The sequence below is a fragment of the Polaribacter sp. MED152 genome, assembly GCF_000152945.2.
Lineage (GTDB): Bacteria > Bacteroidota > Bacteroidia > Flavobacteriales > Flavobacteriaceae > Polaribacter.
This window is the reverse complement of the sequence record NC_020830.1, coordinates 2,230,428-2,243,624: the sequence shown is the minus strand read 5'-3', so window position 1 is coordinate 2,243,624 and position 13,197 is coordinate 2,230,428. Positions and strand designations below refer to the sequence as shown.

Annotated in this window: 13 protein-coding genes; 10 read left to right on the top strand and 3 right to left on the bottom strand. The window is 30.2% G+C overall.

Annotation, left to right across the window (positions count from 1 at the left end; genetic code table 11):
- Nucleotides 1-23: 23 nt before the first annotated feature.
- Nucleotides 24-497, bottom strand: a complete 474-nt coding sequence (gene greA, locus MED152_RS09940) for a transcription elongation factor GreA (RefSeq protein WP_015481748.1) — start codon at nucleotides 495-497, stop codon at nucleotides 24-26.
- A gap of 186 nt (nucleotides 498-683) precedes the next feature.
- Here greA and MED152_RS09935 point away from each other — a divergent pair, with 186 nt between their 5' ends.
- The 6 genes from MED152_RS09935 to MED152_RS09910 all read left to right on the top strand — a co-directional run bounded on the left by MED152_RS09935 (nucleotide 684) and on the right by MED152_RS09910 (nucleotide 7,482).
- Nucleotides 684-1,100, top strand: coding sequence for a hypothetical protein (locus tag MED152_RS09935; protein ID WP_015481747.1), 417 nt, complete (start codon nucleotides 684-686; stop codon nucleotides 1,098-1,100).
- Nucleotides 1,101-1,153: 53 nt separating this feature from the next.
- Complete coding sequence (locus tag MED152_RS09930) at nucleotides 1,154-2,311, top strand: 5-(carboxyamino)imidazole ribonucleotide synthase (RefSeq protein ID WP_015481746.1); 1,158 nt, start codon at nucleotides 1,154-1,156, stop codon at nucleotides 2,309-2,311.
- Nucleotides 2,312-2,313: 2 nt separating this feature from the next.
- Nucleotides 2,314-2,793 carry a 5-(carboxyamino)imidazole ribonucleotide mutase gene (purE, locus tag MED152_RS09925; RefSeq protein WP_015481745.1) on the top strand — a complete coding sequence of 160 codons (480 nt, stop codon included), beginning with the start codon at nucleotides 2,314-2,316 and terminating at the stop codon, nucleotides 2,791-2,793.
- A gap of 65 nt (nucleotides 2,794-2,858) precedes the next feature.
- Nucleotides 2,859-4,874, top strand: a complete 2,016-nt coding sequence (locus MED152_RS09920; RefSeq protein WP_015481744.1) for a M3 family metallopeptidase — start codon at nucleotides 2,859-2,861, stop codon at nucleotides 4,872-4,874.
- A gap of 60 nt (nucleotides 4,875-4,934) precedes the next feature.
- Nucleotides 4,935-6,158, top strand: coding sequence for a carboxypeptidase-like regulatory domain-containing protein (locus MED152_RS09915; protein WP_015481743.1), 1,224 nt, complete (start codon nucleotides 4,935-4,937; stop codon nucleotides 6,156-6,158).
- Nucleotides 6,159-6,219: 61 nt separating this feature from the next.
- Nucleotides 6,220-7,482, top strand: a complete 1,263-nt coding sequence (locus tag MED152_RS09910; RefSeq protein WP_015481742.1) for a carboxypeptidase-like regulatory domain-containing protein — start codon at nucleotides 6,220-6,222, stop codon at nucleotides 7,480-7,482.
- A 4-nt stretch (nucleotides 7,483-7,486) separates the two neighbouring features.
- On the opposite strand, the gene MED152_RS09905 is transcribed toward MED152_RS09910, so the two are convergent.
- Nucleotides 7,487-8,725 (bottom strand): glycosyltransferase, encoded by a 1,239-nt coding sequence (locus tag MED152_RS09905; RefSeq protein ID WP_015481741.1) that lies wholly within the window; start codon nucleotides 8,723-8,725, stop codon nucleotides 7,487-7,489.
- Entirely contained in the window at nucleotides 8,726-9,199 is a 474-nt protein-coding gene (locus tag MED152_RS09900) for a heme-binding domain-containing protein (RefSeq protein WP_015481740.1), read from the bottom strand.
- A 103-nt stretch (nucleotides 9,200-9,302) separates the two neighbouring features.
- Between MED152_RS09900 and lpdA the strand changes: the two genes are divergently transcribed.
- From lpdA to MED152_RS09880, 4 genes are all read left to right on the top strand, one after another.
- Nucleotides 9,303-10,703, top strand: a complete 1,401-nt coding sequence (gene lpdA, locus MED152_RS09895) for a dihydrolipoyl dehydrogenase (RefSeq protein ID WP_015481739.1) — start codon at nucleotides 9,303-9,305, stop codon at nucleotides 10,701-10,703.
- Nucleotides 10,704-10,783: 80 nt separating this feature from the next.
- Complete coding sequence (gene pabB, locus MED152_RS09890; protein ID WP_015481738.1) at nucleotides 10,784-12,085, top strand: aminodeoxychorismate synthase component I; 1,302 nt, start codon at nucleotides 10,784-10,786, stop codon at nucleotides 12,083-12,085.
- Nucleotides 12,086-12,087: 2 nt separating this feature from the next.
- Nucleotides 12,088-12,321 (top strand): hypothetical protein, encoded by a 234-nt coding sequence (locus tag MED152_RS09885; protein ID WP_015481737.1) that lies wholly within the window; start codon nucleotides 12,088-12,090, stop codon nucleotides 12,319-12,321.
- A gap of 51 nt (nucleotides 12,322-12,372) precedes the next feature.
- Nucleotides 12,373-13,194, top strand: coding sequence for an alpha/beta hydrolase (locus tag MED152_RS09880; protein ID WP_015481736.1), 822 nt, complete (start codon nucleotides 12,373-12,375; stop codon nucleotides 13,192-13,194).
- The last annotated feature ends 3 nt before the right edge of the window (nucleotides 13,195-13,197 follow it).

Below are 13,197 nucleotides of genomic sequence, written 5' to 3'. Positions count from 1 at the left end.
TATAAATACATTATAGTTACTAATTATCTAGTAATTTCTACAATTTCGAATTTCATTATTCCACTTGGCACCTGAATTTCTGCAATTTCGCCCACTTCTTTACCTAGTAAACCTTTACCAATAGGAGAATTCACAGATAATTTACCATTTCTTACATCAGTTTCAGAATCTGCAACCAATCTATAAGAAAATTCCATACCATTAGCTGTGTTTTTAATTTTCACGTTAGAATGAATCAATATTTTAGAAGTATCTAATTGGCTCTCATCTAAAATACGTGCATTAGCAACTACATTTTTAAGTTTCGCAATTTTAGTTTCTAAATGAGATTGCTCTTCTTTTGCTGCATGGTATTCTGCATTTTCACTCAAATCACCTTTATCTCTTGCATCTGCAATTTCTTGAGTAACTCTAGGTCTTTCTACTTGTTCTAATTGGTGTAATTCTTCCTTTAATTTTTTTAATCCTTCAGGAGAATAATATGAAATATCGCTCATTATAATATATGTTTAGTGTATCGTTTTCTGTATCAGACATCTTCAAATGAAAACCATACATAATTATTTAAAAAACCTTTTTAGGTAAATTTAAAAATCTCATTGCCTTTTCAGGAATGAGATTAGACTACAAATGTACAAAATATTTGTAACTTGTCATCGTTTTTACAGAAACAGGAATCTATTATGATTAAAAAAACAGCTTGTTTACTTCTTTTTAGTTTACTTCTAAATTGCTCAGATACAACCAATTTAGCCAATTGTATTAGATCTTTTAATGTAAGTGTGGTAACAGATTTAAACAACCCAAGCTTAATAAATGCACAAACCCCAGGAGGTTTTGCAGAACTTGCAGGTGGTAATAAAGGCATTCTATTATTCAATAAAAACGGTACCGATTTTGTTGCTTTTGATCGTTTTTGCCCAAGCAATGACTGCACAACTCCAATGATTTTTGAAAACAGGTTACTTAAATGTTCTTGTGATGATGGCACGTATAGCGTTGATTTTGGTGGTGCACCTCAAAAAGATGGTTTCGATTGCCCAGCAATTGAATACAGAGTTACAAAAAATGGCTCTTCAATTCGAATCAGTAATTTTTAATAGTTTCTTATATTTTAGATGCGTATTTTTGCGTAAACTCAACATAAAGTATCGTGAAAAATTATTTTTCTTCAGATTTTAAATTAGGAATTTTAGGTGGAGGTCAATTAGGTAGAATGTTACTGGCTGATACTCAAAAGTTCGATATTCATACTTCTATTTTAGATGGTAACAAAAACGCACCATGTACAGAGATTTGCAACACTTTTGTGGTTGGAGATTTATTGGATTTTGATGCAGTTTATAATTTTGGTAAAACTGTAGATTTACTAACCATAGAAATAGAGAAAGTTAATTTAGATGCTTTAGATAAATTAGAAGAAGAAGGTTTGGCTATTTATCCTAAACCAAAAGACTTAAGAATTATTCAAAGTAAAGCTCGTCAGAAAAATTTCTATGCAGATAACCATATACCAACTGCAGAATTTTCTCATTATGCATATTTGCAAGAATTAATACATTCTTACGAAAATGATATTATTGATTTTCCTTTCGTCTGGAAAGCTGCACGTTTTGGTTATGATGGAAATGGAGTAAAGATTGTAAGAAATATCGAAGATTTACAAAGTTTACCAAAGGTAGAATGTATTACAGAAAAATTAATTCCGTTTAAAAATGAATTGGCTGTAATTGTAGCAAGAAATGCAGATGGTGAAGTATCTACATATCCTGTTGTGGAAATGGAATTTCATCCAGAAGCAAATCAAGTAGAGTATGTAATTTGCCCAGCAAGAATAGATTTTAAAGTTGCTGAAAAAGCTAGAGAAGTTGCTTTAGATGTAGTAAGTAAATTAGATTTTGTTGGTTTATTGGCTGTAGAAATGTTTCAAACCGTAGACAACCAAATCTTAGTAAACGAGGTTGCTCCAAGACCACATAACTCAGGTCATTATTCTATAGAAGCTAGTTATACCAGTCAATTTGAGCAGCATTTACGATCAATTTTAAATCTTCCTTTAGGAAATACTGCTAGTAAAGTTGCAGGAATTATGGTAAACTTAGTAGGTGAAGAAGGTTATTCTGGAGAAGTAATCTATGAAAATTTAAATGATATTTTAAAGATTGATGGAGTTACACCTCATATTTATGGAAAAAAAGAAACTCGTCCTTTTCGTAAAATGGGGCATGTTACTATTGTAAATTCAGATATTGATAAGGCAAGAGAAATAGCACAACAAGTAAAAGAAACAATAAGAGTAATTAGCAAATAATTATGGTAGGAATTATAATGGGAAGTGATTCAGATCTTCCAATAATGCAAGAAGCAATAGATATTTTAGAAAGTTTTGATATTCAAATAGAGGTAGATATTGTTTCTGCTCACAGAACACCAGAAAAGCTTTTTGATTATTCTAAGAACGCACATAAAAGAGGAATAAAAGCAATTATTGCTGGTGCTGGAGGTGCTGCTCATTTACCAGGAATGGTTGCTAGTATGAGTCCTTTACCTGTAATTGGAGTTCCTGTGAAAAGTAGAAACTCTATAGATGGTTGGGATTCTGTTTTATCTATTTTACAAATGCCTGGAGGTGTACCTGTTGCAACTGTTGCTTTAGATGGTGCAAAAAATGCAGGAATTTTAGCTGCCCAGATAATTGGGGCATCAGATAAATGTGTACTAGATAAAATTATAGCTTATAAAGAAGGCTTAAAACTTAAGGTTGAAAAAGCTTCTGAAAGAGTAAAAAAATAAAAGAATACAAATAATAAAAGGCCCTTCAAGTATTCGTATTTGAAGGGCTTATAAATTATAAGAACATGAATCCACTTTTACAAGATTTTAATACAGCTCCGTTTACAAAAATAGCATCAGAAGATTATAAACCTGCCATAAAAAAAGGGATAGAAATTGCAAAAGCAGAAATAGATGCTATTGTAAATACCAATGAAGCTCCAACTTTTGAAAACACTACAGAGGCTTTAGATTATACAGGAGAAAAGTTAAATAGAATTACTTCTATTTTCTTTAATTTAAATTCTGCTGAAACAAATGATGATATTCAAAAAATAGCACAAGAAGTTTCTCCTTGGTTAAGTGAGTTTAGAAACGATATTACTTTAAACGAAGCACTTTTTACAAGAGTTAAATCGGTTTTTGAGGCTAGAGAAAACTTGAATTTAAATGCAGAACAGCTAATGCTACTAGAAAAGCAATACAAAAGTTTTGCAAGAAATGGCGCCAATTTAAACGACGACAAAAAATCTCAATTAAGAGAAATTGATTCAAAACTTTCTAAATTATCTTTACAATTTGGCGAAAATGTTTTGGCAGAAACCAATGCTTTTGAAATGCATTTAATTAAAGAAGAAGATGTTGCTGGTTTGCCAGAATCTTTAAAAGAAGCTGCCCAGCAATTGGCTAAAGAGCAAAATAAACCAGGGTATATTTTTACCTTACAATACCCAAGTTACATTCCGTTTTTAACGTATGCAGACAATAGAGAGTTGCGTAAAAAAATGGCAATTGCAGCTGGTAAAAAAGCATTTCAAGACAATGAATTTAATAATGAAAAAATAGTTTTAGAGATTGTAAAATTACGTCAGCAAAGAGCAAACTTATTAGGCTATAAAACCCATGCTCACTTTGTTTTAGAAGAAAGAATGGCAGAAACTCCAGAAAAGGTAATTGAATTTTCTAACAACTTATTAGCAAAAGCAGAACCTGCTGCTAAAAAAGAATTCGAAAATTTAGAAAAATATGCTAAAAAATTAGATGGAATTGATCAACTACAAAAATGGGATGGTGCTTATTATTCAGAAAAATTAAAGAAAGAATTATTTGATTTAGATCAAGAAATTTTAAAGCCATATTTTAAATTAGAAAACGTAATTGATGGTGTTTTTGAAATTGCAAATCGTTTGTATGATTTAAATTTTGAAGAAGTAGATACTTTAGAAAAATATCATCCAGATGTAAAAACATATAACGTTACAGATAATGATGGTAACTTTGTTTCTGTTTTTTATGCTGATTATCATCCTAGAAAAGGAAAAAGAAATGGGGCTTGGATGACGAGTTACAAATCTCAACAAATTAAAAACGGAATCAATGAAAGACCACACGTTTCTATAGTTTGTAACTTTACCAAACCTACTACAACTAAACCTTCTTTATTGACTTTTAATGAGGTTACAACCTTGTTTCATGAATTTGGTCATGCTTTGCATGGAATGCTAGCCAACACTACATATAATAGTTTATCAGGCACTTCTGTTTCTTGGGATTTTGTAGAATTACCAAGTCAGGTTTTAGAAAACTGGTGTTATGAAAAAGAAGCTTTAGAACTGTTTGCAAAACACTATGAAACAGGTGAAATTATACCTATGAAATATGTAGAAAAGATTAAAGAATCTGCAAGCTTTCATGAAGGTATGCAAACTTTACGTCAGTTAAGTTTCGGACTTTTAGATATGAAATGGCACTCTGAAAATCCATCAGAAATTACCTCTGTAAAAGATTTTGAAATAGATGCTTTTTCTGAAACTAGATTATATCCTGATGTTGCTGAAAATTGTATGAGTACTGCTTTTTCTCATATTTTTCAAGGAGGATATTCTGCTGGATATTATTCTTATAAATGGGCAGAAGTATTAGATGCAGATGCTTTTGAATATTTCTTAGAAGAAGGTATTTTTAATAAAGAAGTAGCTACTAAATTTAAAGACAATGTACTTTCTAAAGGAGGTACAGTAAAACCAATGGAATTGTACAAACGTTTTAGAGGACAAGAACCTAAACCAGATGCTTTATTGAAAAGAGCTGGTTTGCTTTAGGTAAATAGATATTAACATTTAGTTTTATAAAATCGATTTTTCAATGTGTATTTTTAGCATATGAAAAATCGATTTTTTCTTTTAGGTATTCTTTTTCCTTCTTTAATATTAGCCCAAATTACCATAAAAGGCAATGTTTATGAATCTAATTCGCCAATAGAAAATGTTGCTGTGTATTTAAACAATACTATGTTAGGTACAACTACCAATAAAGAAGGTGAGTTTCAGTTAAAAGTAAATGAAGGTGAGTATGAATTAATAGTTTCTTACTTAGGCTTTAAAAAAATTAATTATCGCTTAAATACTGTCAATTATACAAAGCCTTTACGTTTCGATTTAGTTGAAAATGAAAATGTATTAAATGAAATTGTCATCAAAAAAACAGTTTACAATGAAACTTGGAAACATAATTTAGCATCATTTAAACAAGAATTTATTGGACTAACAAATTTGGCTGAAGATTGTGAAATTCTAAATCCAGAAGTATTGCATTTTGAGTTTGATTATAAGCAAAATAAATTTACTGCTTTTGCTCGTAAACCATTAAAAATCAGAAATAATGGTTTAGGCTATTTAATTACATATGAGCTTGAAGATTTTACAAAAATCAATAATTATGTGTCTTACTTAGGGTATTCTAGATATGAGAATTTAAAGGGAGGAAAACGTAAGAAAAAACGATGGGAGCTAAATAGAAAAATAGCTTATAATGGTTCTGTAGTTCACTTCTTAAAATCGTTGATGAATAATACTTTTACAGAAGAAGGGTTTATTGTAAATCAATTTAAAAGGGTATTAAATAAAAAAAGACCCACTGAGGAAGCTATAGAAAAAGCGAGAGCCCTTATTAGATTTAGTAGAATAGGTAGTATTAATGTAAAAAGAAATATAGATAATCCTAAAACAGCATTAGACTCTGCCTACGCAATTGTAAGAAAAAGTAGATTACCCAAATTTGAAGATTATTTATACAAATCGCAATTAAAACAAGCGGATATTATTAGCCAAAAAGACAATCAATATTACTTAATTTTTGATGATAATTTAAGTATTGTATTTACCAAAGAAAAAGAGGAGCTTCGTTTTTTAAGAAGAGAACTCTTTAGTAAAAGAACAACTCCCCTAACTCAAACATCAAGCTTTATTCCTTTAAAACCAAATATAATTATAGATGAAAGAGGAATACTAAAAGAACCCTTATCTGCATATTATGAAGGGTATTGGTCCTATGAAAAATTTGCGAATTCTTTACCTTTAGATTATGCACCTAATCCCAAATTATAACGTAATCTACTAATTAATGTTTTATTTGCATATCTACTGAAATAGGGTTAGTTTTAGTTTTATGAAAAATAAAAATTGCTTCCTCCTAGCAGTATTCTTTTGGCTATTTATAGTTAATACTTACTCTCAGAATAAAGATTTAATAATAATTACAGGTTACGTTTATATAGATAATAAACCAATAGAAAATGCTGCTGTGTATTTAAACAGCACTATGGTTGGTACTACCACAGACGATAATGGTGCCTTTAGGATGCCCGTCAAACAAGGCAGGTATCAATTGGTTGTATCCTATTTAGGCTACAAAAACATTACCTATAATTTAAAGACGAGTGAATATAAAAAACCATTGATTTTTTCATTAGAACCAGAAACAAAGTCTTTAGATGAAATTATAATCACCAGTAAAACAGGAAAAAAATCTAAATTATCTAGATTTAAACGTAATCAATATTTTAATAGGTTCAAAAAGACATTTATAGGAACTACCTTATTTTCTAAAAAATGTAAAATATTAAACCCAGAAGTTCTAAAATATCAATACAACCAAGACACCAAAGTACTAAGTGTAGACGCATCCCAACCTTTAAAGATTAAGAATGAATCTTTAGGTTATTTAATAGATTATAATTTAGAGTATTTTGAGCTATCTCCAACACAAGTTGCTTATTTAGGGTATAGCAAATATTCAAATATGGAGAGTCAAAGGAAAAAAGTACTTGAAAAATGGCAAAAAAACAGATTACGCAGTTACTTGGGCTCTAAACAACATTTTTTAAAATCTTTAATGAATAAAGATTATAGAAGACAGAAATATAAAATTGAGTTGGTTCAAAAAATAAAAAACAGCAAAAGAGCAACTAATGAGGAAATAATTAAGGCAAATAATTATATTACCGAACAAAAAATGAAAAATGTATTTGTAGATTTTTCTAAAGAAATAGAATATCCCTCAACAAAATTAGACTCTGCAATTATTGCTGTTAAAAGTAGCAACCTTCCTCTTCATGAGTATATCATAATTAATAAATACTTAAAACAAAAAGAATTTTTTAATAAGGAAAATGAAGATTATTATTTTAGTTTTCCTAATGAATTAAGAGTAAGATATATGGCTGAATCTGAAGAAGCGAACTACCCAAGAAATGGACATAGATTAGAGTATCAAGAAAACTATATAAGACTTCTTGCCAATAAAGTAAAGGTGAATAAAAATGGAACTTTTGCTAATCCTTTTAAAGTTTTTGTGAGTGGTTATTGGTCTTATGAACAATTTGCAGATGAACTTCCTTTAGACTATGTTCCTAGTGTTAAACTAAGGTAGATTGCTATTTATTTTTAGCTTCAATCCACTTACTCATATACTTTGTAGCTTGCATTGTTTGATGTTGCAACAAACTACCCAAAAAATTCTGAGTTCTGTGGACTTCTATATGATTCTGAATAGTATTTATCTGTTTGATAAAAGGTTGACTCAATTTTTCTTTATTATAAATTTCATTGATAATTTCAATTCCATTTTTTTGCAATGATAACCACAATTTCTCATTTGAATAAAGCTCAACAGCTCTTAGGGCAAATTCTTTAAAATCATTTTCCACAAAGCCATTCCAAGGCAAATTATTATGCATGCCTTCTGCTCCTATTTTTGTAGTAATACTTGGCGTTCCACATAGCATTGCCTCTGTTAACTTCCCTTTAATTCCTGCTCCAAAACGTAAAGGTGCTAAAACAACTTTTGCATCCTCAAAAACTTTTTGAGCATTTTTAGCAAAACCTTTAATAATAAATCCTTCTTTTTTGTTTTGTAAATCCTGTATTTGCTGATTTACATAAGCTCCATAAATGTGAATTTCTGCCTCTGGCAATGCTGTTCTTATTATTGGCCAAATTTCTTTTTTTAAGGCAATAACAGCATCAACATTTGGTTTATGGAAGAAATTACCAATAAAAAGAAAATGTCTTCTTTCACTAAAAGTCTTCCATTTTTCTTCATGATCTTTATCAATTCTATGGTATAAAAATGGCAAGTGATAAAGGATTTTTCCATCAATTTTAAAAACTGACGTTAATAAATCCATTTCATAAGTAGAAATAATTAAAGACAAATCACATCTTAAAATAGCTGCAATTTCTCTTTTAGTATCATCGGCTTTTAATAAAGCGTCGTTACTAAATTCTTCCCTTTTTTTTAATTGTTGATGTCTTACTTTGCGTAAAAAATGTAAATCTTCAGTATCTAAAATCCGTAGTGCTTTTGGGCAATTTTCTGCTACTCTCCAACCAAATTGTTCTTCTATCATAAACCGATCAAAAACAACAATTGTAGGCTGCAAGTTTTTTATAAAATCATCAAAAGAGGAATTATTTAATTCTATTTGAATTTCATCAACACCAATTTGAGATAAATCTACAGCATTCTCATTTTTCTGAGCTGTTGAAACAAAAACTATCCTATAATTTTCTTTTAAAAACAATTCTATCAACTGCATCATTCTGCTGCCTGCAGCAGATGAATTTGGCTCTACCCAAACTGCACCAATGATTAAAATTGTTTCTTTCGTCAATTACTTTTCTGTCAATTGTTGCTTGTAATCTGCTTGAACTTTTTTAGCCCAAGTTACTACAGCATTAATTTGTTCTTGTGTTAAATTTGCCTCTGCATGCGTCCAAGTGTATGAGTTTAAAGGCATTTCACCTTCTTCTACTTCTTCATACAACTCATCCATTTTGTGTTCTTTTTTCTTAAGAGAATAAGCGCTCCAATTCGAAAAATCTAAATGTTTCTTTCCATCTTCTATATGCTCTGCCAACCAATAATTTACAGGTGTAATTTTATCATACCAAGGATACACCGTTTTTGAAGAATGACAATCAAAGCAAGTAGTCTTCATAATTTCTAAAACATCTTTTGGCGGATTTGTTTCTGCAATAAATGCGTCTACAGATTGTAAATCGCCATCATTTTTTTCTGGTCCAAAAAATTGCGCAATTATCAATATTAATAGTAAAACAAGACCTACTTTTTTTAGTATTTTCATTAGATGGAACTTTATATTTTTAGAAGTGTAAATCTACATAAATTGAATGTATTCTCTAAAAATATTAGTATTTTTGTACTTTAAATTTCCATTAAAAGATATTATGAAATACGACATTATAGTTATTGGTTCTGGACCTGGAGGATACATTTCTGCAATTAGAGCATCTCAATTAGGTAAAAAGGTAGCTATCATAGAAAAATATAGCACATTAGGAGGAACTTGTTTAAACGTAGGTTGTATTCCTTCTAAAGCATTATTAGATTCTTCTCATCATTTTTACGATGCTGTTCATCATTTTGAAGAGCATGGAATTTCGGTAGAAAAACCAAGTTTCGATTTTTCTAAAATGATAGATCGTAAAGCTAAAGTTGTAGAAACTACAACTGGTGGTATTAAATATTTAATGGATAAAAACAACATTGATGTTTACGAGGGCTTAGGCTCTTTTGAAGATGCTACTCATGTAAAAGTTTCTAAGAATGATGGCTCATCAGAAGTAATTGAAGGTACTAATATTATTATAGCAACTGGTTCTAAACCATCTACATTGCCTTTTATCACTGTAGATAAAGACAGAATTATCACCTCTACAGAGGCTTTAAAACTGAAAGAAGTTCCAAAACATTTATTGGTAATTGGTGGTGGAGTAATTGGGCTAGAGTTAGGTTCTGTTTATAAAAGATTAGGTGCAGATGTTACTGTTATTGAATATGCACCAAAAATTACACCAACTATGGATGCTGACGTTTCTAAAGAACTTCAAAAAGTTTTAAAGAAACAAGGAATGAAATTTAATGTGAGTACAGGTGTAACATCTGTAGAAAGAAATGGTGATGAAATTATAGTTAAAGCAAATAATAAAAAAGGAGAAGAAGTTACTTTTACTGGAGATTATTGTTTAGTTGCTGTTGGTAGAAAAGCATATACAGAAGGATTAGGTTTAGAAAAAGCTGGTGTTAAAGTAAATGAAAGAGGACAGGTAGAAGTTAACGATCATTTACAAACAAACATCTCTAATATTTATGCCATTGGCGATGTTGTAAAAGGTGCAATGTTAGCTCATAAAGCAGAAGAAGAAGGTGTTGTTGTAGCAGAATATTTAGCTGGCGAAAAACCTCATATAGATTATAATTTAATTCCTGGTATCGTGTATACATGGCCAGAAGTTGCTGCAGTTGGTAAAACTGAACAAGAATTAAAAGACGCAAAAATAGAATACAAATCTGGTAAATTTTCTATGAGAGCTTTAGGAAGATCTAGAGCTAGTGGAGATTTAGACGGTTTTGTAAAAGTATTGGCAGATAAAAAAACAGACGAAGTTTTAGGTGTACATATGGTTGGTGCTAGAGTTGCTGATTTAATCATGGAAACTGCTGTAGCTATGGAGTACAGAGCATCTGCAGAAGATTTAGCTAGAATTTGTCATGGTCATCCAACGTATTCAGAAGCTGTAAAAGAAGCAGCAAAAGCGGCTTGGGATGGTAAACCTTTAAACGCATAATATTTTAAAATAAAACAAAAACCTCACTCTTTGGTGAGGTTTTTTTGTTTCCAAAACTTTCAAGTATTTTTGTTATAAATATGCTAAGAACCACAAAGTCTTTTACTGTTAGTAATGTAGCTGAATTTAAAAATGCATTACTAATTTGGGCACAACAATTTGATACAGCTGTTTGGTTAGACTCCAATCAATACAAGCAACAATATTCAAGTTTCGATTGTGCATTAGCTGTAGAAGAATTCACGGCTATTAAAACAGATTATAGCCACGCTTTTGATAAATTAAAAGAATATCAAAACTCTACAAAAGACTACATTTTTGGATATATTTCTTATGATGTTAAGAACGATGTAGAACAACTTTCTTCTCAAAATTTTGATGGCTTAGATTTTGCTGATTTGTACTTTTTTCAACCACAAAAACTATTTTTTATAAAAGGAAATACAGTTGAATTTCATTATTTAAAGATGGTTGATGATGAAATTAAAAGCGATTTTGAAACCATTCAAAAAACAGAAAACCTAGCAAGTAAAAAAGCAGAAAGTGATATAAAAATAAAACTAAGAATTCATAAAGAGGAATATTATAGCAAAATTCAAAAAGTGCTAAATCACATAAAAAGAGGTGATATTTATGAAGCCAATTTTTGTCAAGAATTTTATGCCGAAAATGCAACTATAAACCCATTAAAAGTCTATCAAGATTTAAATGCTATTTCTGAACCACCATTTGCAGTATTTCTTAAAATGGAGCATCAATATTTGTTATCTGCTTCTCCTGAAAGATACATTAGAAAAGAAGGTTCAAAAATTGTTTCTCAGCCCATTAAAGGTACAGCCAAACGTTTAAGAAGTATTATTGACGATCAGAAAATTGCATCAGATTTATCTAAAGATATTAAAGAACGATCAGAAAATGTAATGATTGTAGATTTGGTAAGAAATGATTTATCGAAATCTGCAAAAAAAGGTTCTGTAAAAGTAGAAGAACTATGCAAAGTATATTCGTTTAAACAAGTACATCAAATGATATCTACAGTGGTTTCTGAACTAAAAGAGAATATTCATGCTGTAGATGTTATTCAAGATACTTTTCCTATGGGAAGCATGACAGGAGCACCTAAAGTATCTGCCATGAAAATTATTGAGAACTTAGAAGAAACAAAACGTGGTTTGTATTCTGGGGCTGTTGGTTATTTTACACCTGAAGGCGATTTTGATTTTAATGTTGTCATTCGAAGTATATTGTACAATGAAGAAAAGCAATATATTTCTTACTCTGTAGGTGGTGCAATAACAGCAAAATCAATTCCAGAAAAGGAATATGAAGAATGTTTACTAAAAGCAAAAGCAATGCGTTATGTATTGCTGAATTCTAATTAATTATGATTCAAAACAAAGAGGAAAAGTTTGAAGCTATTCTGTCTTCAATTAAAGAAAAGCCAAACGAAATGAATATGTTTAGTGGTTTTTTGAAACTGTATCCAGAAGACTGGAAACAGCTAAAAATAAATTTTAGTAAATTTAACAGAAGTAAACAATTTGGAAAAACCATTCCATTACCCAAACCAGAACAATCTCTAAAAAAAGAAATTAGAGTTTGGCTTAAAAAAAGATAAATTGGCTGAAAACATTATTCAATTTTTTTTCTAACCCATTAACTTTCAATCATGATCAATAAAGAATTTAATTTTAGCATTTACGATACCGAGTTTTATGGCCAATATTGGGAAGGAGAAGAAACCAAAGCTGTTGTTGTTTTAGCACATGGAATGGGAGAACACTCTAATAGGTATGAACACGTAGCTAAAAAACTAACTGAGCATTGTTATGCTATTGTAGCTTTTGATCATTTTGGGCATGGAAAAACGGGTGGCAAAAGAGGTCACAACCCAAGCTTTGATGCAGTTTTAGAGAGCGTAGAAAAAGTTATTGAAAAAGCAAAAACACTTTATCCAAAAAAACCAATTTTTCTTTATGGCCATTCTATGGGTGGTAATACTATTGTAAATTATGTATTAAGAAAAAAACACGATTTAAAAGGTGCTATAGCTACAAGTCCGTTTTTAAAACTAGCCTTTGATCCGCCAGCTGTAAAACTTTTTGTGGGTAAACTTTTACAAAATATAGTACCCTCTTTAACCATGGGTAATGAGCTAGATGTTAATGCGATTTCTAGAAATGAAAAAGAAGTGAAAAGTTATGTGCAAGATCCTTTAGTGCATTCTAAAATAAGTCCTAATTACTCTATAAAATTTATAGAAACAGGAGAATGGGCTATAGAAAATGCACATAAATTAAAAATACCAATGTTTTTAGTTCATGGCACAGAAGATAGTATTATAGATTATAAGGGTACTGAAGCTTTTGCCAAGAATAGCAAGAATGCAGAGCTTAAATTATACAAGGGTGGTTATCATGAATTGCATAACGATTTGTGTCAAGAAGAAATGCTTCAGGATATTGTTAACTGGTTAAATTCTCAACTATAATTT